Annotated in this window: 24 protein-coding genes and 2 tRNA genes; 22 read left to right on the plus strand and 4 right to left on the minus strand. The window is 59.5% G+C overall.

Annotation, left to right across the window (positions count from 1 at the left end):
- Positions 1–312 precede the first annotated feature (312 nt).
- The 11 genes from pqqA (at position 313) to ACSZPK_RS23705 (ending at position 10,164) form a co-directional block, all read left to right on the plus strand.
- On the plus strand, positions 313–384 hold the full coding sequence (gene pqqA, locus ACSZPK_RS23655) for a pyrroloquinoline quinone precursor peptide PqqA (RefSeq protein WP_437884063.1): 72 nt from the start codon (positions 313–315) through the stop codon (positions 382–384).
- Positions 385–439: 55 nt separating this feature from the next.
- Positions 440–1,354, plus strand: coding sequence for a pyrroloquinoline quinone biosynthesis protein PqqB (gene pqqB / locus ACSZPK_RS23660; protein ID WP_437884031.1), 915 nt, complete (start codon positions 440–442; stop codon positions 1,352–1,354).
- Between the two features lie 17 nt (positions 1,355–1,371).
- Complete coding sequence (gene pqqC / locus ACSZPK_RS23665; protein ID WP_437884032.1) at positions 1,372–2,124, plus strand: pyrroloquinoline-quinone synthase PqqC; 753 nt, start codon at positions 1,372–1,374, stop codon at positions 2,122–2,124.
- A complete protein-coding gene (gene pqqD, locus ACSZPK_RS23670) occupies positions 2,121–2,390 on the plus strand; it encodes a pyrroloquinoline quinone biosynthesis peptide chaperone PqqD (protein ID WP_437884033.1) in 270 nt (89 codons plus the stop codon). Before pqqC ends, pqqD begins: the two co-directional genes overlap by 4 nt.
- On the plus strand, positions 2,362–3,507 hold the full coding sequence (pqqE, locus tag ACSZPK_RS23675; protein ID WP_437884034.1) for a pyrroloquinoline quinone biosynthesis protein PqqE: 1,146 nt from the start codon (positions 2,362–2,364) through the stop codon (positions 3,505–3,507). Before pqqD ends, pqqE begins: the two co-directional genes overlap by 29 nt.
- Positions 3,508–3,798: 291 nt before the next feature.
- Positions 3,799–4,449 (plus strand): hypothetical protein, encoded by a 651-nt coding sequence (locus tag ACSZPK_RS23680; protein ID WP_437884035.1) that lies wholly within the window; start codon positions 3,799–3,801, stop codon positions 4,447–4,449.
- Positions 4,446–4,973: a GTP-binding protein gene (locus ACSZPK_RS23685; RefSeq protein WP_437884036.1), complete on the plus strand. Its 528-nt coding sequence runs from the start codon at positions 4,446–4,448 to the stop codon at positions 4,971–4,973. The genes ACSZPK_RS23680 and ACSZPK_RS23685 overlap by 4 nt, the downstream gene beginning before the upstream one ends.
- A 15-nt stretch (positions 4,974–4,988) precedes the next feature.
- Positions 4,989–5,372 (plus strand): roadblock/LC7 domain-containing protein, encoded by a 384-nt coding sequence (locus tag ACSZPK_RS23690; RefSeq protein ID WP_437884037.1) that lies wholly within the window; start codon positions 4,989–4,991, stop codon positions 5,370–5,372.
- Positions 5,372–7,210 carry an alpha/beta hydrolase family protein gene (locus ACSZPK_RS23695; RefSeq protein WP_437884038.1) on the plus strand — a complete coding sequence of 613 codons (1,839 nt, stop codon included), beginning with the start codon at positions 5,372–5,374 and terminating at the stop codon, positions 7,208–7,210. The genes ACSZPK_RS23690 and ACSZPK_RS23695 overlap by 1 nt, the downstream gene beginning before the upstream one ends.
- 76 nt (positions 7,211–7,286) lie before the next feature.
- A complete protein-coding gene (ercA, locus tag ACSZPK_RS23700) occupies positions 7,287–8,450 on the plus strand; it encodes an alcohol dehydrogenase-like regulatory protein ErcA (protein ID WP_437884039.1) in 1,164 nt (387 codons plus the stop codon).
- A complete protein-coding gene (locus ACSZPK_RS23705; RefSeq protein ID WP_437884040.1) occupies positions 8,434–10,164 on the plus strand; it encodes a PAS domain-containing hybrid sensor histidine kinase/response regulator in 1,731 nt (576 codons plus the stop codon). The genes ercA and ACSZPK_RS23705 overlap by 17 nt, the downstream gene beginning before the upstream one ends.
- A gap of 3 nt (positions 10,165–10,167) precedes the next feature.
- Here ACSZPK_RS23705 and ACSZPK_RS23710 read toward each other — a convergent pair whose 3' ends face one another.
- Positions 10,168–11,451 (minus strand): NAD(P)/FAD-dependent oxidoreductase, encoded by a 1,284-nt coding sequence (locus ACSZPK_RS23710; protein WP_437884041.1) that lies wholly within the window; start codon positions 11,449–11,451, stop codon positions 10,168–10,170.
- 175 nt (positions 11,452–11,626) lie between these two features.
- Here ACSZPK_RS23710 and ACSZPK_RS23715 point away from each other — a divergent pair.
- Positions 11,627–11,703: transfer RNA gene (locus tag ACSZPK_RS23715), tRNA-Val, on the plus strand.
- A gap of 331 nt (positions 11,704–12,034) precedes the next feature.
- Here the strand turns inward: ACSZPK_RS23715 and ACSZPK_RS23720 are convergent.
- Positions 12,035–12,250 (minus strand): hypothetical protein, encoded by a 216-nt coding sequence (locus tag ACSZPK_RS23720; protein WP_437884042.1) that lies wholly within the window; start codon positions 12,248–12,250, stop codon positions 12,035–12,037.
- A 428-nt stretch (positions 12,251–12,678) separates the two neighbouring features.
- Between ACSZPK_RS23720 and thrS the strand changes: the two genes are divergently transcribed.
- The 9 genes from thrS to ACSZPK_RS23765 all read left to right on the plus strand — a co-directional run bounded on the left by thrS (position 12,679) and on the right by ACSZPK_RS23765 (position 20,121).
- Entirely contained in the window at positions 12,679–14,601 is a 1,923-nt protein-coding gene (thrS, locus tag ACSZPK_RS23725) for a threonine--tRNA ligase (protein WP_437884043.1), read from the plus strand.
- Positions 14,601–15,152, plus strand: a complete 552-nt coding sequence (infC, locus tag ACSZPK_RS23730) for a translation initiation factor IF-3 (RefSeq protein WP_437884064.1) — start codon at positions 14,601–14,603, stop codon at positions 15,150–15,152. Before thrS ends, infC begins: the two co-directional genes overlap by 1 nt.
- A 60-nt stretch (positions 15,153–15,212) precedes the next feature.
- Positions 15,213–15,407, plus strand: a complete 195-nt coding sequence (rpmI, locus tag ACSZPK_RS23735; RefSeq protein WP_044401775.1) for a 50S ribosomal protein L35 — start codon at positions 15,213–15,215, stop codon at positions 15,405–15,407.
- Between the two features lie 29 nt (positions 15,408–15,436).
- A complete protein-coding gene (rplT, locus tag ACSZPK_RS23740) occupies positions 15,437–15,793 on the plus strand; it encodes a 50S ribosomal protein L20 (protein ID WP_044874620.1) in 357 nt (118 codons plus the stop codon).
- 95 nt (positions 15,794–15,888) lie between these two features.
- On the plus strand, positions 15,889–16,905 hold the full coding sequence (pheS, locus tag ACSZPK_RS23745; RefSeq protein ID WP_437884044.1) for a phenylalanine--tRNA ligase subunit alpha: 1,017 nt from the start codon (positions 15,889–15,891) through the stop codon (positions 16,903–16,905).
- A gap of 41 nt (positions 16,906–16,946) precedes the next feature.
- Positions 16,947–19,325 (plus strand): phenylalanine--tRNA ligase subunit beta, encoded by a 2,379-nt coding sequence (pheT, locus tag ACSZPK_RS23750; protein WP_437884045.1) that lies wholly within the window; start codon positions 16,947–16,949, stop codon positions 19,323–19,325.
- A 3-nt stretch (positions 19,326–19,328) separates the two neighbouring features.
- Positions 19,329–19,631, plus strand: a complete 303-nt coding sequence (gene ihfA / locus ACSZPK_RS23755; RefSeq protein WP_437884046.1) for an integration host factor subunit alpha — start codon at positions 19,329–19,331, stop codon at positions 19,629–19,631.
- Positions 19,612–19,968 carry a MerR family transcriptional regulator gene (locus ACSZPK_RS23760; protein WP_437884047.1) on the plus strand — a complete coding sequence of 119 codons (357 nt, stop codon included), beginning with the start codon at positions 19,612–19,614 and terminating at the stop codon, positions 19,966–19,968. The genes ihfA and ACSZPK_RS23760 overlap by 20 nt, the downstream gene beginning before the upstream one ends.
- Before the next feature lie 76 nt (positions 19,969–20,044).
- Positions 20,045–20,121: transfer RNA gene (locus ACSZPK_RS23765), tRNA-Pro, on the plus strand.
- A gap of 371 nt (positions 20,122–20,492) precedes the next feature.
- Here the strand turns inward: ACSZPK_RS23765 and ACSZPK_RS23770 are convergent.
- Entirely contained in the window at positions 20,493–20,801 is a 309-nt protein-coding gene (locus ACSZPK_RS23770; RefSeq protein WP_437884048.1) for a hypothetical protein, read from the minus strand.
- The gene (locus ACSZPK_RS23775) at positions 20,798–21,085 is read right to left on the minus strand and encodes a DUF1778 domain-containing protein (protein WP_437884049.1); all 288 of its coding nucleotides are present in this window, start codon (positions 21,083–21,085) and stop codon (positions 20,798–20,800) included. The genes ACSZPK_RS23770 and ACSZPK_RS23775 overlap by 4 nt, the downstream gene beginning before the upstream one ends.
- Positions 21,086–21,592: 507 nt before the next feature.
- Here ACSZPK_RS23775 and ACSZPK_RS23780 point away from each other — a divergent pair.
- Positions 21,593–21,928 (plus strand): AAA family ATPase, encoded by a 336-nt coding sequence (locus ACSZPK_RS23780; RefSeq protein WP_437884050.1) that lies wholly within the window; start codon positions 21,593–21,595, stop codon positions 21,926–21,928.
- Positions 21,929–21,994 lie beyond the last annotated feature (66 nt).

Here is a 21,994-nt window from a genome sequence, read left to right on the forward strand (position 1 = left end):
CGCGTGCTGCAACCATAGCCGCAACCGGCGGGGCTTGCAGTCATCCATCCGTCGAACGGGTACATCCAGCAAGGTGCATGCCGGATTGTCCAGGCGCCATGGGCGGGGCGTTGGCCCGGCCTGGCTGCCCGCCGGCGATGCGACAACTGTAGCGCCGCTGCGACAGCTATGGCTGGCAGTGCGCCAAGTGTCGCGATGCACTACCAAATCAGGGGCATGGCTCGTTCGAAAGTATCATTCGAAGGAGTCCGCTGCTGGTGATTAACTCAAGGCCGTCGGTATGTCCCGGCGTCAGAATAAGAGGATCGAACCATGTGGACCAAACCTGAATTCACCGATATGCGTCTCGGTTTCGAAGTCACCCTGTACTTCGCCAACCGCTGATCCGCCAGGCCCCGGTTAGCCGGGGCCTTCCATTTTCAGGTGCGGGGATTGCCCCATGTACATCCAGATTCTTGGCTCGGCCGCAGGTGGTGGGTTTCCCCAGTGGAACTGCAATTGCCGCAACTGCAGCGGTATCCGCAGCGGTCGCCTGCGCGCCCAGCCGCGCACCCAGTCATCCATTGCCCTGAGCGACGACGGCGTGCACTGGATTCTGTGTAACGCGTCGCCCGACATCCGCACCCAGATCGAGAATTTCCCGGCCCTGCAACCGGCACGACGCCTGCGTGACACCGGCATCGAGGGGATCATCCTGCTCGACAGCCAGATCGATCACACCACCGGGCTGTTGACCCTGCGCGAGGGCTGCCCGCATCAGGTGTGGTGCACCGACATGGTCCATCAGGACCTGACCACTGGTTTTCCGCTGTTCAACATGCTCGAACACTGGAACGGCGGGCTGGTCTGGAACCGTATCGGTATCGACCACCAGCCATTCACTATCAGCGCCTGCCCGGCGCTGCGCTTCACCGCCATACCGTTGCGCAGCAGCGCACCGCCGTATTCGCCACATCGTGGCAATCCCCATCCGGGCGACAACATTGGCTTGTTCGTCGAGGACACCCGCAGCGGTCGTTCGTTGTTCTATGCACCGGGCCTCGGCCAGGTGGACGAGGCGCTGCTGGGCTGGATGCGCCAGGCCGATTGCCTGCTGGTCGACGGTACGCTGTGGCGTGACGACGAAATGCGCGTGTGCGAGGTCGGCAGCAAGCTTGGCAGCGAAATGGGCCATCTGTGCCAGAGCGGCCCGGGCGGGATGATCGAGGTGCTCGACCTGTTCGAGACGCCACGCAAGATCCTGATCCACATCAACAACACCAATCCGATCCTCGATATCGATTCCGACGAACGCCGCATTCTCGGCGAACACGCCATCGAGGTGGCCTGGGACGGCATGAGCATCGAGTTGTAGGCAACGAGGATATCCGCATGAGCGTTTCAGCCATGACACCCGCCGAGTTCGAGCAGGCCCTGCGCGCCAAGGGCGCTTACTACCATATCCATCATCCGTTCCACGTGGCCATGTACGAGGGGCGGGCGAGCCGTGAGCAAATCCAGGGCTGGGTCGCCAATCGCTTCTACTACCAGCTCAACATTCCGCTCAAGGATGCCGCGATCCTGGCCAACTGCCCGGACCGCGAGGCGCGCCGTGAATGGGTGCAACGCATCCTCGACCACGATGGTTCCCCGGATGAGGAGGGTGGCCTGGAGGCCTGGCTGCAATTGGCCGAGGCGGTCGGGCTGGGGCGTGAACGGGTGTTGTCCACCGAGATGGTGCTGCCCGGCGTGCGTTTTGCCGTGGACGCCTACGTCAATTTCGCCCGTCGCGCCAACTGGAAGGAAGCGGCGAGCAGCTCGCTGACTGAATTGTTCGCACCGCAGATCCATCAGTCCAGGCTCGACAGTTGGCCACAGCACTATCCGTGGATCGACCCGTCTGGTTATGCGTATTTCCGCACGCGCCTGGGGCAAGCGCGACGCGACGTCGAGCATGGCTTGCGGATCACGCTCGAGCACTACACCACCCGTGAGGCGCAGGAACGCATGCTGCAGATCCTGCAGTTCAAGCTCGATGTGCTGTGGAGCATGCTCGACGCCATGAGCATGGCCTATGAGCTGGAGCGCCCGCCGTATCACACGGTCACCCGGACACCGGTCTGGCACAGGGGGATCGAACTGTGAACGAACATGCCACGCCCCGCATTCGCCGTGGCTTTCGCCTGCAGTTCGAACCCGTGCAGAAGGCTCACGTGCTGTTGTATCCAGAGGGCATGATCAAGCTCAACGAGAGTGCTGCCGAGGTGCTGCTGCTGATCGATGGCAAGCGCGATGTGGCAAGGATCATTGCCGAGCTTGCTGCGCGTTTTCCAGATGCCCCAGGCATCGCTGATGACATCCACAGCTTCATCGAGGTGGCCCATGCCCAGCACTGGATCGAATTCGCCTGAGTCGGTTGGCCCGCCACTGTGGTTGCTGGCCGAGCTGACCTATCGCTGCCCGTTGCAGTGCCCGTATTGCTCGAATCCGCTGGATTTCGCCAAGGGCGGCCAGGAGTTGAGCACCGCCGAATGGATCGAGGTGTTTCGCCAGGCACGTGAACTGGGCGCCGCCCAACTCGGTTTTTCCGGTGGCGAGCCGCTGGTGCGCCAGGACCTTGCGCAGTTGATCAAGGCCGCCCGCGACCTGGGCTATTACACCAACCTGATCACCTCGGGAATCGGTCTGAGTGAAAAACGCATCGCCGAATTCGCCGAGACCGGGCTCGATCATATCCAAGTCAGCTTCCAGGCGGCCGACGAGGAGGTGAACAACCTGTTGGCCGGTTCGAAGAAGGCCTTCGCCCACAAACTGGAGATGGCTCGGGCGGTCAAGGCCCATGGTTATCCCATGGTGCTGAACTTCGTCACCCACCGACACAACATCGACAACATCGACCGCATCATCGAGCTGTGCATCGAACTGGAAGCCGACTATGTCGAACTGGCGACCTGCCAGTTCTACGGCTGGGCCGAACTCAATCGCGCCGGCCTGCTGCCGACCCGCGAGCAGTTGCAGCGCGCCGAACGGATCACCCAGGAATACCGCGAACGCCTGGCGGCGCAGAATCATCCGTGCAAGCTGATCTTCGTCACCCCCGACTACTACGAGGAGCGACCCAAGGCGTGCATGAGCGGCTGGGGCAAGCTGTTTCTCGATATCACCCCCGATGGCACCGCCTTGCCTTGCCATAGCGCGCGACAACTGCCGGTGAAGTTTCCCAACGTGCGCGAACACAGCCTCGAGCACATCTGGTTCGACTCGTTCGGCTTCAACCGTTATCGGGGCGATGCCTGGATGCCTGAGCCGTGTCGCTCATGCGATGAGAAAGACAAGGACTTCGGCGGCTGCCGCTGCCAGGCCTTCATGCTCACTGGCGATGCCGATGCGGCGGACCCGGTGTGCAGCAAGTCCGCGCACCATGGAATTATTCTCGCGGCCCGGGAGGAGGCGGAGCAGGCGCCTTGGCCCATGGAAAGCCTGCAATACCGTAACGAACGGGCCTCCCGATTGATTGCCAAGGCTTGACTAAACCGCTCTGGATCAGGCTTTCTGGCCAAATACAAGCGTTGGTCGAAGGATTTTCGCAAAGGTTGACGACGTCAGAACTTTATGTGGAAACATGAGTTCGATTCTCGTTATTGGCGCTATTCTCTGAGCAACTGTCGCCGAGTCGGCGCGTTAACCCTATTCATGCCATCGCGAGCCCGGCCGGCTCGATGGAGTGTCGTTTCTACCCGGGGAGCTGTTGATGCCCGAGGACTGCTATCGTTTTTGCCTGGTGTTCATCGGTTTGTTCAAGGATCGGGGGTAAGCGCCATGGCTGCTATTCGTCGCCCCGAATCGGAGAGCGTCCTGACCTATCGACTGGTCGGCGTATCCGCTCGGGAAGAGATGGTATTCAAATCTATCGTCGGCCTGCTGGGCGGGCGTACATCGCAGCAATGGCAGGTCGTGGAGACGACCGAGCCCGACCTGCTGGTGATCGGCTTCGAGTCGGCGGATACCTTGGTGCCGGATATCCGTGCCAAGGTGACTTTTCGCCGCAGCACGGCAACTGGCAACGATCTGCAGTGGCCGTTGCGCGCCGGAAATGTCTTCGAGCATCTGGAGCGGGCTGGCGAGCAGATTCTTGACTTGCGCCAAAGCCGGGGGCGTGAGGTCGCTGCGTCATTTCGCCTGCTGCGCTGGCCAACCCAGCAACTGCTGCGTGCCCACCCCGGCGCAGTACGCCTGGCTACCCTGATGGCTTCGCGGCCTTTCGCCGAAAGCGAACTGGCCCAGCGCTCCGGTTGCGACCTGGCAAGCTGTCGGCGTTTTCTCCAGGCCATGGAGGACAGCGGCTTCGCCGAGCGAGTCGAGTCGCCGCGCAGCGAGGTGGTGGCGATAAAAGAGCCGGTACTCAAAGGACTATTCGCCAGGATTCGCTCCCGCCTGGGGCTGCCCGTCACGCATTCGGAGCGGGAATGAAGGAATACAAGGTTCTGTTCACCGGTACCATGGGCGCTGGCAAGAGCACGGCAGTATCGGCGATCAGCGATATCGATCCGATCAAGACGGATGTCGGCAACAGCGATGCTTCCCTGGCCAAGGACACCACCACGGTCGCCTTCGACTATGGTGAGTTGCGTGTCTCCGCGGACGAATGCCTGCGCCTGTACGGCACGCCAGGGCAGCGTCGTTTCTCCTTCATGTGGGAGGTTCTGGCCAAAGGGGCCCTGGGTCTTATCATCCTGGTCGACAACTCGCGCGATGAGCCGCTCGCCGACCTGGCTATCTACCTGGACAACTTCAGCACACTGATCCGCGAGGGTGCCTGCGTGATCGGCGTGGGTCGCCTGGAGCGGCATCCGCGGCCGAACCTGGACGATTTCTCCGGCTACCTGGCGGCGCGCGGCCTGCTGGTTCCGGTGGTCTCCGCCGATGTGCGCGAGCGCGAGGATGTGTTGCAACTGATCGACCTGCTGCTCATACAACTGGAAAACCGTTACTGATCATTAAGGAACACCATGCCGGTATCGCACGTATTGACTGCCCGTATCGAAGCGTCGCTCGATGAACTGATGGCCGAGTTGAGCGGAGCCCTGGCCGCCGTGGTGGCGACCAGCGACGGCTTCGAGGTGGCGTCGCGTTCACGTAGCGATATTGCGGTGGGCAAGCTGGCTGCCATGGCCTGCAGCATTTCCGCGGTCGGCGTGATGGCGGGGCAGGAGGGCGGCATCGGTATCGGGCAGAGCGTCATCGTCGAGGCGCCGGGCGGATTCTCGATCATTATCGAGATCGCTCATCCGCAGTCGCCGATGGTGCTCAATCTGCTGACCAATCGCAGCGAGGCCCTTGGCCAGGTGCTGTTTCGTGCCAAGCGAGCTGCTCATATTCTGGCGCAAGCCTGATGGCGCACGGCTTCTGGGAAAGTGCCTGGAGCGCCGACCGGGCGGCCAGTGCTGCCAGCGAAATCGGCGAGCTGAAAGCCGGTCACGGCGGTGTGTGGTGGACGCGTTTCGACCCGGCGGATAGCCGCACTACCCTGATTTTCTACCGTGGAGGTAAGTCGCTGGAGCTCACTCCGGCCGGCTTTTCCCTGCGCAGTCGCGTCTATGAATACGGTGGCGGTGCATTCTGCCTGACCGATAGTGGATTCGCCTTCGTCAACGAGGCCGATCAACACCTGTATCTGCAGGCGCTCGATGGACTGCCTCGTGTGTTGACGGTTGGTCAGCGGCGTTACGGCGGCTTGCATTTCGACGCTCGGCGACAACTGATCCTGGCCGTGGAAGAGGAGCAGGGCGCAGAGGTAGTGCACCGCCTGGTCGGTATCGACCTGCATGGCGAGCGCCGGGTGCTGGTCGAAGGGGCGGACTTCTACGCCGGGGTCGCCACGGCCGATGATCGCCTGGCCTGGATCGAATGGAGCCGACCACACCAGCCCTGGACCGAGACGCGCTTGTGCGTGGCTGATTGGACGGAGGCAGTGCCGGGGACGGCGCGTATCGTTGCAGGCGCTGACGGCGGCGAATCGTTGCAGCAGCCAAGCTTCGATAGCCATGGCCGACTGTGCGTACTCAGCGACCGGGCCGGCTGGTGGCAGCCATGGCAGGCGCAGGGCGCAGAGCTGATGCAGCCGCCGGGTGTCCCCCTGGCTTGCGCCGACCATGCCCCCGCGCCCTGGCAACTGGGGGCGTGTACCTCTCTGGCGCTGGGTGACAGTTGGCTGCTGAGTCGTTTCGAAGAGGGTTTCGGTGTGCTGCTCGAGGCCGGTTCCGGTGGCGAGCGGCATTTGTCGCCGGGCTATACGCGGTTCCGCCAGTTGGCCGCCGACGAGCAATTTTTTTATGCCATTGCCGCGGCGCCGGACTGCACCTCAGCGGTAATCGCCATTGAGCGTTGCAGTGGCGCTGTCGAGGTGTTGGGCGGTGGCGAGCAGCCACTGGCGAGCGAGGAGGTTTCGCGCCCCGAGGCGATCACCTTCGCCAGCGGCGAGGGGCAGGCCCATGCTTTCTTCTACCCACCCAGCAATACTGCCTATGAGGTCGACCCTGCCGTACGGCCGCCGCTGGTGGTGTTCGTGCACGGAGGGCCCACGTCGGCCTGCTATCCGGTGTTCGATCCGCGTATCCAGTTCTGGACCCAGCGCGGCTTTGCCGTGGCCGACCTGAATTACCGTGGTAGCAGCGGCTTTGGCCGGGCTGGGCGCATGCACCTGCGGCATGCCTGGGGCGAAGTCGATGTGGCCGATGCTTGCGAACTGGTGCGGGTATTGGGCGAGCAGGGGCGGATCGAGCCGGCTCAGGCGTTCATTCGGGGCGGCAGCGCAGGTGGCTACACGGCCCTCTGTGCCCTGGCTTTCCAGCGGGTTTTTCGTGCCGGCGCGAGCCTGTATGGGGTCAGTGATCCGCTGGCGCTGGGCAAGATCACCCACAAGTTCGAGTCCGACTACCTGGACTGGCTGATCGGCGACCCGCAGGCCGATGCCCTGCGTTATCAGGCTCGCACCCCGCTGCTGCATGCCCATCGCATCACCGTGCCGGTGATTTTCTTTCAGGGGGGGCTGGACGCCGTGGTGCCTCCGGCGCAGACCGAGTCGATGGTCGAGGCTTTGCACGCGCGAGGGGTCGAAGTGGAGTACCACCTGTTCGCCGATGAGCGCCACGGTTTCCGTCAGGCCCGTCACCTGGCGCAAGTCATGGAGGCCGAACTGGCGTTTTATCAACGCCAGCTCGGTAACCATTGATCTACGCCCTTGGGTGCATTGCAAAGGCCGCGGATTTCAGTAGGCTGGGCGCAACGTTTTATAACAAGAAATGACCATGTCCCAGACCTTGAGCTCGCTGCGCAAGTTCGTTTCTCCCGAGATCGTGTTCGGTGCCGGCTGCCGCCATAACGTCGCCAACTTCGCCATGACCTTCGGTGCCCGCAAGGTCTTGCTGGTGTCGGACCCCGGCGTGGTGGCTGCCGGTTGGGTGGCCGATGTCGAGGCCAGCCTGGCGAATAATGGCATCGACTACGCGCTTTACACCCAGGTCTCGCCCAATCCCAGGGTCGAGGAAGTCATGTTGGGTGCCGAGCTGTATCGCGAGCAGGGCTGCAACGTGATCGTCGCAGTGGGCGGCGGCAGCCCCATGGATTGCGCCAAGGCTATCGGCATTGTCGCGGCTCATGGCCGCAGCATTCTCGAATTCGAGGGCGTGGATACCATTCGGGTGCCCAGTCCGCCGCTGATCCTCATTCCGACTACTGCCGGCACTTCGGCCGATGTTTCACAGTTCGTGATCATCTCCAACCAGCAAGAGCGAATGAAGTTCTCCATCGTCAGCAAGGCGGTGGTGCCGGATGTGTCGCTGATCGACCCGGAAACCACGGTCAGCATGGACCCGTTCCTGTCCGCCTGTACTGGCATCGATGCGTTGGTGCACGCCATCGAGGCCTTCGTCTCCACCGGCAGCGGGCCATTGACCGATACCCATGCCCTGGAGGCGATGCGCCTGATCAACGGCAACCTGGTGAAGATGATCGCCAGCCCCCACGACATAGCGCTGCGCGAAAAGATCATGTTGGGCAGCATGCAGGCGGGGTTGGCGTTCTCCAACGCGATCCTCGGCGCGGTGCACGCCATGTCGCACAGCCTGGGCGGTTTTCTCGATCTGCCCCATGGGCTGTGCAATGCGGCGCTGGTCGAGCATGTGGTGGCGTTCAACTACAGCGCTGCCCCCGATCGTTTTCGCGTGATTGCCGAGACCCTGGGGATCGATTGCCGTGGCATGACCCATCCGCAGGTGCGCATGCGCCTGATCGAGCACCTGATCAATTTCAAGCGCGCCGTGGGCTTCCACGAGACCTTGCGCCTGCATGGCGTCGGCTCGTCCGATATTCCCTTCCTGTCGCGCCATGCCATGGACGATCCGTGCATCCTCACCAATCCGCGCATCTCCAGCGTGCGTGATGTCGAAGTGGTCTATGGCGAAGCTCTCTGACGACCCGCAAGGTGCTCTGACCGGTTTACTGGGGTTAGGTAGCCAGTCCGCACGCAAGAGTCACTACGCCGAACTGGTCGATCGTCTCGACGAGCTCGAGAAAGAACGCAATCGCTACAAATGGCTGTTCGAGAATGCCGTGCATGGCATCTTCCAGGCCAGTCTCGAGCAGGGCGTGCGTGCCGCCAACCCGGCCCTGGCGCGCATGCTCGGCTATCAGGCGCCGGAAGAGGTGCTGTGGTCGGCCAGCCATCTGGCCGGGCACCTGTTCCTGGGCGGTAGCGAGGAACTCAAGGCGATACGCGACGTGCTGCGGCAACGCAGCCTGGTTGGCTACGAGACGCGATTGCGGCGTCGCGACGGCAAGGTCATCAACGTGGTCATGAACATCCTGCTCAAGCCCGACGAGCCGGGACTGATCGAAGGCTTCGTCGCCGATGTCACCGAACGCCGCCAGGCCCAGTTGCGTCTGCAACAACTCAACGAGGAACTGGAGCGGCGGGTGGCGTCGCGCACCAACGAATTGCTGATGGCCAACGAGAACCTGCTGGAGCAGATCGGCGAACGGGTGCGTGCCGAGGAGGAACTGCGCAAGGCGCGTGACGTGGCCGAAGAGGCCAACCGCAGCAAGGACAAGTACCTGGCGGCGGCCAGTCATGATCTCTTGCAGCCGCTCAATGCTGCGCGCCTGCTGATCTCCACCTTGCGTGAGCGCTCGCTGGAGACCGCGAGCATGAACCTGGTCGAACGTGCTCATCAGGCGCTGGAAGGTGCGGAAGACCTGCTTTCGGATCTGCTGGATATCTCCCGGCTGGACCAGGCGGCGATCAGGCCGGACCTCGATCACTATCGCCTCGACGAGTTGCTTGGGCCACTGGCCTCGGAGTTCGAGCCGGTTGCCGCCCAGGGCGGCCTGCGGCTGCGCGCTCGGATTCCGCGCTATGTGCTGCATACCGATGCACGTCTGCTCAGTCGCATCCTGCGTAACTTCCTCAGCAATGCCTGCCGCTATACCGAGCGCGGTGGCGTGCTGCTGGGCGCGCGGCGCCAGGGCGAGCTGCTGCGTATCGAGGTATGGGACAGTGGGCGGGGGATTGCCGAGGATCAGTTGCAGGCGATCTTTCGCGAGTTCCATCAACTGGATGCCGGTCGTTCGGTCAATCGCAAGGGAGTCGGCCTGGGGCTGGCCATCGTCGAGCGAATCGCCGGCATTCTTGGTTATCGCATCGATGTACGCTCCCGGCCCGGCCGGGGTTCCTGCTTCAGTGTGCTGGTGCCGTTGTCTAGCGCCGTGCCAGTCGAGCCCGCCCTGCCGTCGAGGGCAATGGCACGTCCCGGTAATCCGTTGCCGGGCAAGCGCTTGCTGGTTCTCGACAATGAGCCCGAGATACTGCTGAGCATGGCTGCATTGCTTGGTCAGTGGGGCTGCGAGGTGATCACCGCAGCGAACGAGAAGGACGCATTGGCGCAGTTGCACGGAGCGGCGCCGGATGTATTGCTGATCGACTACCACTTGGACAACGGCGTTATCGGTAGCGAAGTCATCCAGTCACTGCGGCGACACTTCGCTCAACCGGTGCCTGCCGTAATGATCACCGCTGACCGCTCCGATGAGTGTCGGCAGCAGCTACAGGCTCTGCGCGTTCCCTTGTTGAACAAGCCGGTGCGGCCAGGCAAGCTGCGCGCCGTGCTCAGCCAGATGGTCGCCGATTAGGCGTCAGATACCCAGTTTGTCGCGCAAGGTGTAGTACCAGGCGCCCAAGGCGCTGAACGGTACTCGCAGCAGTTGCCCGCCAGGGAAGGGGTAGTGTGGCAGGGAGGCGAAGGCATCGAAACGCTCGGCCTGGCCACGCAGTGCCTCTGCCAGCACCTTGCCAGCGAGGTGGGTATAGGTCACGCCATGCCCACTGCAGCCCTGGGAGTAATAGATGTTGTCGCCAATGCGACCGACCTGGGGCAGGCGCGACAGGGTCAGCAGGAAGTTGCCGGTCCAGGCGTAATCAATCTTCACGTCCTTGAGTTGCGGGAAGACCTTGAGCAGCTTCGGACGGATGATCGCTTCGATGTTGGCCGGATCACGAGCGCCATAGACCACGCCGCCGCCGAAGATCAGGCGCTTGTCCGCAGTGAGGCGGTAATAGTCGAGCAGGTAGTTGCAGTCCTCGACGCAATAATCCTGTGGCAGCAGGCTGTTGGCCAGGTCGTCAGGCAAAGGCTCGGTGGTGATGACCTGGGTGCCGCAGGGCATCGACTTGGCTGCGAGTTCCGGCACCAGGTTGCCCAGGTAGGCATTACCGGCGACCACCACGAACTTGGCCCTGACGCATCCCCGAGGCGTATGCACGACCGGGTTGGCGCCACGCTCGATGCGTATTGCCGGTGATTGTTCATGGATCACGCCACCGAGCGATTCTATGGAGGAGGCTTCGCCAAGGGCCAGGTTGAGTGGGTGAATGTGCCCGCCACTCATGTCGAGCATGCCGCCGATGTAGGCTTCGGTGGCGACCATCTCACGTATCTTCCTGGCATCGAGCAGCTCAAGGCGGTTGTGGCCATAGCGCTCCCAGAGTTTTTTCTGGGCTTCGAGATGGCCCATCTGCTTGCTGTTCAGAGCGGCGAATACACCGCCATTCTTCAGGTCGCAGTCGATTCGGTACTTGTCGATGCGCTCACGGATGATGCGACCGCCCTCGAACGCCATCTGTCCGAGCAGTTGAGCCTGCCGGGCCGGCACGGTACGTTCGATGACATCGATATCGCGGCTATAACTGTTGACGATCTGCCCGCCATTGCGACCCGAAGCGCCGAATCCGACCTTGGCCGCTTCCAGAACCGTGACCCGGAAACCATGCTCCAGAAGAAACAGGGCAGTGGACAGGCCTGTATAGCCAGCGCCGATCACGCAGATATCGGTTTCGGCTTTCCCCTGAAGCTCTGGGCGTGCAGGTGCATGCTTGGCTGACGCGGCGTAATAGGAGGAGGGATATGCTGTGTGTGTCATATCGAAAGGCCTGTTTTTTATATTTTACATTTGTCTGGATGCTACCTGGCATAAGAGAGCTGATCAAGAAATATCCACTCTCACCCCAGACAAATAAAAATCCACTTTTTCAGCAGCTTAGCGAAAAAAACAGTTGACTCTACTGTGTGTCTCAGTAGAATGCGCCCCACACGACAGGCACATAGCTCAGTTGGTTAGAGCACCACCTTGACATGGTGGGGGTCGTTGGTTCGAATCCAATTGTGCCTACCAAACAAGCCCGCATCGTGCGGGGCTTAGAGGGCGATCCAAAAGGGTCGCCCTTTTTGTTTTGGGAGATTTTGGGCGAAAACTCCGCCCGACTGAAGCTTCAGGCCAGCTTTCTATCTCTGATAGCTCACTTCTTTTTCTCGTGTCCTGACTGCGTAGTGCTCGGTCGTTTTTCCATTGGCATGATCCATCAGCGCTTGCGTGTATCGACCAGCTACTTCCCCGGAGGCGTTGGCTCATTGATGTTGAAGACTTGCTTGGGGCGATTTCAGCGTCATTCCGTGCAAGCCACCTGTAGGGGAATAGCAAATCACTTGTTGTCACCGCTGGCGTTTCAGGCCAGCTCCTTGGACAGCGCGCTGGCCATATGGCGTATGGAGCTTTCTGACTCAAGTTCTTCTTCGCAAAAGCCAATGATCGTCAGGGTTTCGTCGCTTGCCAGGTGGGTCACCAGCAGTGTCAAGGAGTGATCCTGCTTGCGTTCGACCTTGCAATCGTACCCTGCCATGTATCGGTTCAATTGCTGAGCGATTTCATCGGTTCTGATCATGCTGGAGTCTCTTGTTATTCAAGTGCGCTGGTCTGCTGCGTATGAGTGCGCCAGTAGCTTGTGGTTCAGCACTTCTGTGTTGGGTGGGTGTTGAGTTCCCCCTTGGGATTCTTGTGCTCGTGGGGATTGTTTTACCATTGAATGATGGCAAAACAATATCTCTTTGTGTCTTGTTGAGTGGGCATTGTGTTTGGTCCTGCCTGGGCGGGATGCTCTGATGGACGCTCGAATGTTGCCTTTTTTGTCTGCTTTACTTGTCAGCGGCATAACTTTCTGAAAGCATTCGTTTTTTACTTCCAGTGACTCTGGTCCGTTTGGTTAGCCGAAAGGCTCTGCCATTGTCAGGCAGGCATACCGTCGGATCGCTTCCTGGCTCATCCCAACCCATGTGGCCTTTCGTAGGGGTCACCACTAGGAGAGGAGGCGCCATGCCCATCATTACTCTTCCCGACGGCAGTCAGCGTTCGTTCGATAAACCGGTCACTGTGCTTGAAGTGGCTCAATCAATTGGTGCTGGGCTGGCCAAGGCCACTCTTGCTGGTAAGGTCGATGGCAGGCAGGTTGATGCGTGCGACTTGATCGAAAACGACGTAACGCTGCAGATACTCACGCCGAAGGATGAAGAGGGGCTGGACATCATCCGCCACTCCTGTGCTCACCTGATCGGTCATGCGGTCAAGCAGCTCTATCCCACTGCAAAGATGGTCATCGGTCCGGTCATCGATGAAGGCTTCTATTACGATATCGCCTACGAGCGCCCCTTCACGCCGGATGACGTGGCGGCCATTGAAGCGCGCATGAAAGAGCTGATCGACAAGGACTACGACGTCATCAAGAAGGTGACGCCGCGTGCCGAGGTCATCGATGTCTTCAGGTCGCGTGGCGAGGACTACAAGCTGCGTCTGGTCGACGATATGCCTGATGAACAGGCGATGGGCTTGTACTACCACGAGGAATATGTGGACATGTGTCGTGGGCCGCATGTGCCCAATACGCGTTTCCTCAAGGCGTTCAAGTTGACCAAGCTGTCTGGTGCCTACTGGCGTGGCGACGCCAAGAACGAGCAATTGCAGCGCATCTACGGTACGGCCTGGGCCGACAAGAAACAGTTGGCTGCCTATATCCAGCGTATCGAGGAGGCCGAGAAGCGTGACCATCGCAAGATCGGCAAGCGCCTGGACCTGTTCCATACCCAGGAGGAGGCACCGGGTATGGTGTTCTGGCATCCCAATGGCTGGACCGTCTATCAGGTGCTGGAGCAGTACATGCGCGGCGTGCAGCGCGAAAACGGCTACCAGGAAGTGCGTACGCCGCAGGTTGTCGATCGCATCCTGTGGGAGAAGTCCGGTCACTGGGGCAACTACGCCGACAACATGTTCACCACCGAGTCGGAAAGCCGCGACTACGCGATCAAGCCGATGAACTGCCCGTGCCATGTGCAGATCTTCAACCAGGGCCTGAAGAGCTATCGTGAGCTGCCGTTGCGTCTTGCCGAGTTCGGCTCCTGCCACCGCAACGAGGCGTCGGGCGCCCTGCACGGAATCATGCGCGTACGTGGCTTCACTCAGGATGACGCGCACATCTTCTGCACCGAAGAACAGGTAAAGAAAGAGGCGGCGGACTTCATCAAGCTGACGCTGCAGGTTTATTCGGACTTCGGCTTCAGCGACATCAAGATGAAGCTGTCCACGCGTCCGGCCAAGCGTGTCGGTGACGATGCGTTCTGGGATCGTGCCGAGGCGGCGCTGGCTGATGCATTGAATGATGCGGGCTTGCCGTGGGAATACCTGCCGGGCGAGGGTGCGTTCTATGGTCCGAAGATCGAGTTCACGCTGCTCGACTGCCTGGGGCGTGCCTGGCAGTGCGGCACGTTGCAATACGATCCCAATATGCCGCAGCGCCTGGAGGCGAGCTATGTCTCCGAGGACAATAGCCGCAAGACGCCTGTCATGCTGCATCGGGCCATTCTCGGTTCGTTCGAGCGATTCATCGGTATTCTGATCGAGCACTACGAGGGTTCGTTCCCGGCCTGGCTGGCGCCGACCCAGGCGGTGGTAATGAATATCACCGACAAGCAGGCCGATTTTGCCCTCGAAGTGGAGAAAACCCTCAATCAAAGCGGATTTCGTGCCAAGTCTGACTTGAGAAACGAGAAGATCGGCTTTAAAATCCGCGAGCATACTTTGCTCAAGGTTCCTTACCTTCTGGTTATCGGAGATAGGGAAGTTGAGACTCGATCCGTTGCTGTGCGCACCCGCGAAGGCCTCGATCTGGGCTCCATGCCCCTCGATCAGTTCGCTGAACAGCTCAAGCAAGCGGTTTCCCGGCGTGGTCGCCAAGATACGGAGTAATCATTATTAAGCGTGATATGAGACAGGATAAGCGGGCCGCCCCAAAGGCGCCGATCAACGAGAACATCACAGCACGTGAAGTTCGTTTGATCGGTGCCGACGGCCAACAGATTGGTGTGGTTTCGATCGATGAAGCGCTACGCGCTGCCGACGAGGCAAAGCTGGATCTGGTGGAAATTTCCGCCGATGCAGTGCCACCGGTTTGCCGGATCATGGACTACGGCAAGCACCTGTTCGAAAAGAAAAAGCAGGCTGCTATTGCGAAGAAGAACCAGCATCAGCAGCAGATCAAAGAAATCAAGTTTCGTCCAGGGACGGAAGAAGGGGATTACCAGGTAAAACTACGCAACCTGGTACGTTTCCTTGAAGATGGGGACAAGGCTAAGGTATCGCTTAGATTCCGCGGTCGTGAGATGGCCCACCAGGAGTTGGGCATGGAGCTGTTGAAGCGGGTCGAAGCCGACCTCGCCGAACTCGGCACCGTTGAACAGCATCCCAAGCTGGAAGGACGCCAGCTGATGATGGTCATCGCTCCCAAGAAGCGTAAATAACCTCCCGGGCACTGGCAGGCCTGATGGTTATCAGTTGTTAATGAATGCGGAGTACCAAACATGCCAAAGATGAAAACCAAGAGCGGCGCTGCGAAGCGTTTTCTCAAAACTGCTTCGGGCTACAAGCACAAGCACGCTTTCAAAAGCCATATCCTGACCAAAATGTCCACCAAGCGTAAGCGTCAACTGCGCGGTAGCGAGTTGATGCATCCGTCGGACAAGGCAAAAGTCGAGCGCATGCTGCGCGTTCGTTAATCGGTCAAGATACTTAGAGGTAATTACTCATGGCTCGTGTTAAGCGTGGCGTTATCGCTCGTGCTCGTCACAAAAAGATTCTGAAACTCGCCAAAGGCTACTATGGCGCACGTTCGCGCGTGTTCCGCGTTGCCAAGCAGGCGGTGATCAAGGCAGGACAATATGCCTACCGTGACCGTCGTCAGCGCAAGCGTCAGTTCCGCGCTCTGTGGATCGCTCGTATCAACGCTGGTGCTCGTCAGAACGGCCTGTCCTACAGCCGCCTGATCGCTGGCCTGAAAAAAGCGGCCATCGAGATCGACCGTAAGGTCCTGGCTGACCTGGCAGTGAACGAAAAAGCGGCGTTTGCTGCGATTGTCGAGAAAGCTAAGGCCGTTCTGGCTTAAGTCCCCCGACAATCACCGGGCTTGCCTGGTGGCAACGTCAAAGATAGGGGAAGAGCCTTTCAGCTCTTCCCCTATTTCGTATCTGGAGTCCATACATGGAAAACCTGGATGCACTGGTCTCGCAAGCGCTTGAGGCCGTGCTAAACACCACAGACGTCAACAGCCTGGAACAGCTCCGGGTTCAGTACCTGGGCAAGAAGGGCGATCTGACCGTCCTCATGCAGACCCTGGGCAAACTGTCGGCAGAGGAACGCCCGAAGGCGGGTGCCCTGATCAACGCTGCCAAGAATCAGGTTCAGGATGCACTGAACGCCCGCAAACTCGTGCTGGAGCAGGCTCTGCTCGCGGAGAAGCTGGCTTCCGAACAGGTCGACGTCACGCTGCCTGGCCGTGGTCAGCAGTCTGGTGGCCTGCATCCGGTCACTCGCACACTGGAGCGAGTCGAACAATTCTTCACCCACATCGGTTACAGCGTTGCCGAAGGTCCGGAAGTCGAAGACGACTACCACAACTTCGAAGCGCTCAACATCCCTGGCCACCACCCGGCGCGGGCGATGCATGACACCTTCTATTTCAATGCGAACATGCTGCTGCGCACCCACACCTCGCCGGTCCAAGTACGCACCATGGAATCGCAGCAGCCGCCGATCCGTATCGTCTGCCCGGGCCGTGTTTATCGCTGCGACTCCGATATCACCCACTCGCCGATGTTCCACCAGGTCGAAGGCCTGCTGATCGACGAGGGCATCAGTTTCGCCGACCTTAAGGGCACTATCGAGGAATTCCTCCGGGTGTTTTTCGAGAAGCCCCTGGGCGTCCGCTTTCGTCCGTCCTTCTTTCCCTTCACCGAGCCGTCTGCTGAGGTCGACATGCAATGCGTGATGTGCAGCGGCAAGGGCTGTCGCGTGTGCAAGCAGACCGGCTGGCTGGAAGTGATGGGGTGCGGCATGGTGCATCCGAATGTACTGCGCATGTCTGGAATCGATCCGGAGAAATTCTCTGGTTTCGCCTTTGGCATGGGCGTAGAGCGCCTGGCCATGCTGCGTTATGGCGTCAACGACTTACGCCTGTTCTTCGATAACGACCTGCGATTCCTGGCGCAATTTCGCTAGAGCACGGCACGATCGAATTCGTTCAAAGGAGAACAGACAGTATGAAATTCAGTGAGCAGTGGCTGCGCAGCTGGGTCAATCCAGCGGTTTCCCGTGAGGAACTGGTGGCCCGTTTGTCCATGGTCGGTCTGGAAGTAGATGCCGTCATTCCGGTGGCAGGCGCCTTCAGTGGTGTGGTCGTAGGTGAAATCCTCAGTACCGAGCAACATCCCGATGCGGACAAGCTGCGCGTCTGCCAGGTCAGCAGTGGCAGCGAAACTTTCCAGGTCGTCTGCGGTGCGCCGAACGCGCGCCCCGGTATCAAGGTTCCGTTCGCCATGATCGGTGCCGAGTTGCCTGGCGATTTCAAGATCAAGAAGGCCAAGCTGCGTGGTGTTGAGTCGTTCGGCATGCTGTGCTCGGCATCCGAACTGCAGATCAGCGACGATAACAATGGTCTGCTGGAGCTGCCGGCCAATGCTCCGGTTGGCCAGGACATCCGCACCTACCTGGAGCTCAACGACGCCAGTATCGAGCTGGGCCTGACGCCGAACCGGGGCGACTGCTTGTCCCTGGCGGGGTTGGCCCGTGAAGTCGGAGCCATATATGGCGCTGTGGTGTCGCCAGTCTCAATCGTACCGGCTGCTGTCAGTCTGGATGAGACGCGTCCGGTCGAGGTGTTGGCGCCCAAGGCGTGCCCGCGTTATCTGGGGCGTGTGGTGCGTAACGTCGACCTGTCCCGCCCGACCCCCGCGTGGATCGTCGAGCGCTTGCGTCGCTCCGATATCCGCAGCATCGATGCTGCCGTCGATATCACCAACTACGTGATGCTCGAACTGGGTCAGCCCATGCACGCCTTCGACCTGGATGAGATCCAGGGTGGTATCCGTGTACGCATGGCGGAAGAGGGCGAGAAGCTGGTTCTGCTCGACGGCCAGGAGGTGGCTCTGCGTGCCGATACGCTGGTCATCGCTGACCATCAGCGTGCCCTGGCGATTGCGGGTGTGATGGGGGGAGAGCACAGCGGTGTCAGTGCCAAGACCCGTGACCTGTTCCTGGAAAGCGCGTTCTTCGACACCATCTCCGTGGCTGGTAAGGCCCGCTCCTACGGCCTTCATACAGAGTCCTCGCATCGTTTCGAGCGTGGTGTCGATTTCGACCTGGCGCGTGCGGCCATGGAGCGCGCCACTGCGTTGTTGCTGGAGATCGTCGGCGGTGAAGTCGGTCCGATCATCGAGGTCGCCAGTACGGCCGATTTGCCTCAATTGGCGCTGATCACCCTGCGTGCCGAGCGTGTCAGCCAGATGCTGGGAATGGATCTCGAAGTAAGCGATGTCGAGCGGATGCTCACCGCGCTGGGTTTGAAGGTCGAGGTGCAAGAGGCAGGGCAGTGGAGTGTTGGCATCCCGAGTCACCGCTTCGATATCAGCCTGGAAGTCGACCTGATCGAGGAACTGGGGCGTCTGTATGGATACAACCGTCTGCCGGTGCGTTACCCGCAGGCGCGTTTGGCACCCCAGGCGAAAGCCGAGGCACGTGCTGAGTTGCCGGCGCTGCGTCGCCTGCTGGTTGCTCGCGGCTACCAGGAGGCGATCACTTACAGCTTCATTGATCCCAAGTTGTTCGAGTTGTTCAGTCCAGGCGTACAGCCGCTGCAATTGGCCAACCCGATTTCCGCGGACATGTCGGCCATGCGCTCCTCACTCTGGCCGGGTCTGGTCAAGGCGCTGCAGCACAATCTAAACCGCCAGCAGTCGCGCATACGTCTGTTCGAAAGCGGTCTACGGTTCGTGGGGCAACTGGGGGAACTGAAGCAAGAGGCTATGCTCTCCGGTGTGATTACCGGTGGCCGTGAGCCCGAAGCCTGGTCGAACGTTCGTGAGCCCGTTGATTTCTACGACCTGAAAGCAGACGTCGAGGCCATCCTGGGGTATGCCGGCGCGCTGGGTGAATACCGCTTCGCTCCGGGTGAGCACCCTGCGTTGCATCCAGGTCAATGTGCCCGAATCGAGCGGAATGGCGTGTTAGTCGGCTATATCGGTGCGTTGCATCCGCAACTGGTGACCGAGCTAGGGCTCGATCAGACAGTCTTCCTGTTTGAGCTACTGCTGGCCGAAGTGGTATCCGGTCGCATGCCCGCGTTCAAGGAGTTGTCGCGTTTCCCGGAAGTGCGCCGCGATTTGGCGTTACTGGTCGATCGTGCACAATCCTCCGAGGACATCCTTGAGGCGATACGTGCGGCGGCAGGCGAGTGGTTGACGGACCTCAGGCTGTTTGACGTCTATCAGGGTAAAGGTATTGATCCGCTTAGAAAAAGCCTCGCCGTTGGCTTGACCTGGCAGCATCCATCCCGCACTCTTAATGACGATGAGGTGAGCGCCGCGACCCAGAACATACTCACCTCCCTGGAACAAAGGTTCAACGCCACGTTAAGGAAGTAGCGTATGGGGGCTCTGACTAAAGCTGAGATGGCGGAACGTCTGTATGACGAGCTAGGCCTGAATAAACGGGAAGCCAAGGAGTTGGTCGAACTGTTTTTTGAGGAAATCCGTCACGCTCTGGAAGATAACGAGCAGGTCAAACTGTCCGGTTTCGGCAATTTTGATCTGCGCGACAAACGTCAGCGCCCCGGGCGCAATCCCAAGACGGGCGAGGAAATCCCAATCACCGCCCGCCGCGTCGTCACTTTCCGTCCGGGCCAGAAGCTGAAAGCCAGGGTCGAGGCCTATGCTGGAACCAAGTCATAACGACGAACTGCCACCTATTCCCGGCAAACGTTACTTCACTATTGGTGAGGTCAGTGATCTTTGTGCTGTGAAACCGCATGTTCTGCGTTACTGGGAGCAGGAGTTTCCGCAGCTCAATCCTGTCAAACGACGCGGTAACCGTCGCTACTACCAGCGTCAGGACGTGCTGATGATTCGTCAGATCCGTGGGTTGCTCTACGATCAAGGCTTCACCATCGGCGGCGCTCGACAGCGGCTGTCTAGTGATGAAGTTAAGGATGATAGCGGCCAATACAAGCAACTGATCCGGCAGATGATCGTCGAGCTTGAAGATGTGCTACAGGTTTTGCGTAAATAAAATTTCAAGAAAAACCTTCCATAATTCATATGCTTAGTTTATAGTTCATTCGCTTTTTACTTAGGTGAAAGCATGTCGGGGCGTAGCGCAGCCCGGTAGCGCACTTGCATGGGGTGCAAGGGGTCGAGTGTTCGAATCACTCCGTCCCGACCAAAAAACCTCAAGAAATCCAGTCACTTAACAGTGACTGGATTTTTTTATGCCTGGTGGTTTTTGAAGGCTTCCGATTTTTGCCCCACTTTTTGCCCCACGCAGTTTTTTGCGCTGGTCACTACCCGTGAGGAGGGATCGGTGGAGGGCTTCGTGTGAGCTGAGCCGACAGGGGCGCTCCTGTCTGGCGAGTGATTAAAAGGATTGCAGTGGCAGGAACTAGCGACGGCTACCTGAGCCAAGCGGCAATAACCCGTATTGCTCGTAGAATCCCCGAACCCGGTCGTCGATGACGTCGGCGACCAGGGCGTAGATTGCGATCTGATTGCTGACGGCCAGCGTGCGCTTGATGGCATCGGCTAGCAGCAATCCGCCTATGCCACGACCCTGAGCATCCTGGCCGATGGCGAGGCGGCGGAGAGTGGATGACGGGGCAGTCTGCGAGCAAGCTTTTCGGGAAGCTGGTCGAACTCGATCGACAGGCTGGAAAGGGTGTAGCAACCCGTGATGACGTCTGGGTGCTCCAGCGTGGTGGCGACGAATACACGGCTAACGCGGCGCTTCACGTCTTGGCCGGCTTGCTTGTGTAGGTAGTCGTCCAGTGCGTCTACGCCGCACTGGAAGCCGGCCCGGTGATGGTTGGTGGCCAATGGCGTGATGAGCAGATCGACTCGCTCGCTCATTGGCTGGTGATACGCTGTCCATGACTCTCAAGGACGGCGGCCAACTTCTTGTTGAACATGACCGGCTTGCTCAGCGCATCGAAGAACGCTTCTGCATCGCTCGCCTTCAGGCTCATGACCTCACGCTCGTGAATGGTCTTCTCGGCATGCGCCAGTGCGCTGTTCAGGATGAACTGGCTGACGGTCTTGCCCTCGAAGCTCGCGGCGCGTTCCAGGGTTTTCTTGGCGCTGTCCTGCAAGCGGAGGTTGATCCGTTTCTGCTTGGTGTCTGAGGCTGTGTTCATGGCGAAAGTGGCCTCTCCAAGGTTGATGTGAAGTATCGTACGTCAAAGTGGTGCCTTATCGATGTCTCTTCGTACTGATAGCCTCCAGGAGCTTCGTGGAGATGCTTTCCTGTACCGGTTGGATCAGTGATTCAGGGCGTGCTTTTTTAGCCAGATGACGGCTGCTTTCGACTGATTCTGTTGAAAAAGTCCCTCCGCGATTTTGCTCACGAAAGGGGGGCGACGTTGAAATCTGGCTTGCTCAGAAGGCAGAAGACGGAGCTGTCTTGGTTTTTACACAGCAACGCCAGAATTGAGCGTTTTTTGAACTGCTAAAAAGCAGTTCTCCCAGAGGCCGACTTTTTCAACAGAATCGGCCAAAAGCAGTCAGTCTTCCGTTAATAAATCTGGCTCATCCCCTTCGAGGTGATCCTCGACTGAAAATGTGCTTTGTAATGATGGCTTCCTAATCTCACTGCTCAGAACTAGGATGGAACCTTGGTAGCCGTTTCTCGATGGGACTGTCCAGTGATAAAGCAAATCATTCTGCGAGGCGTGACTAGCTATTCCCCGGTTACGAATTTGACGATCGGGCCGCTGACCAAGGTCAACATGTTCTACGGTCACAATGGCACGGGTAAGACCACCATCGGTAATTACCTCCAGGATCCCGGCGACCTGATTTACTCCGACTGCGACGTTCAACCTCAAAACCCTGACCGTGAGCTGGTGGTCTACAACCACATTTTCATGGATAACCATTTTCAAGAGAGCTCGCAGCCCGGTGTTTTCACCCTCAACGAAGGGAACATTGAGGCAGAAAATGCATTGCTAGCTGCGGAGGCGGAGCTAAGGAAACTCTGAATTTAACTTCCCGTTTCTGTTGAAATACGCCGATCCCGTTGCCCGAGTATCACGATGAAGCAGATG

Origin of the sequence: Pseudomonas sp. LRF_L74 (genome assembly GCF_965644255.1) — a bacterium.
GTDB lineage: Bacteria > Pseudomonadota > Gammaproteobacteria > Pseudomonadales > Pseudomonadaceae > Aquipseudomonas.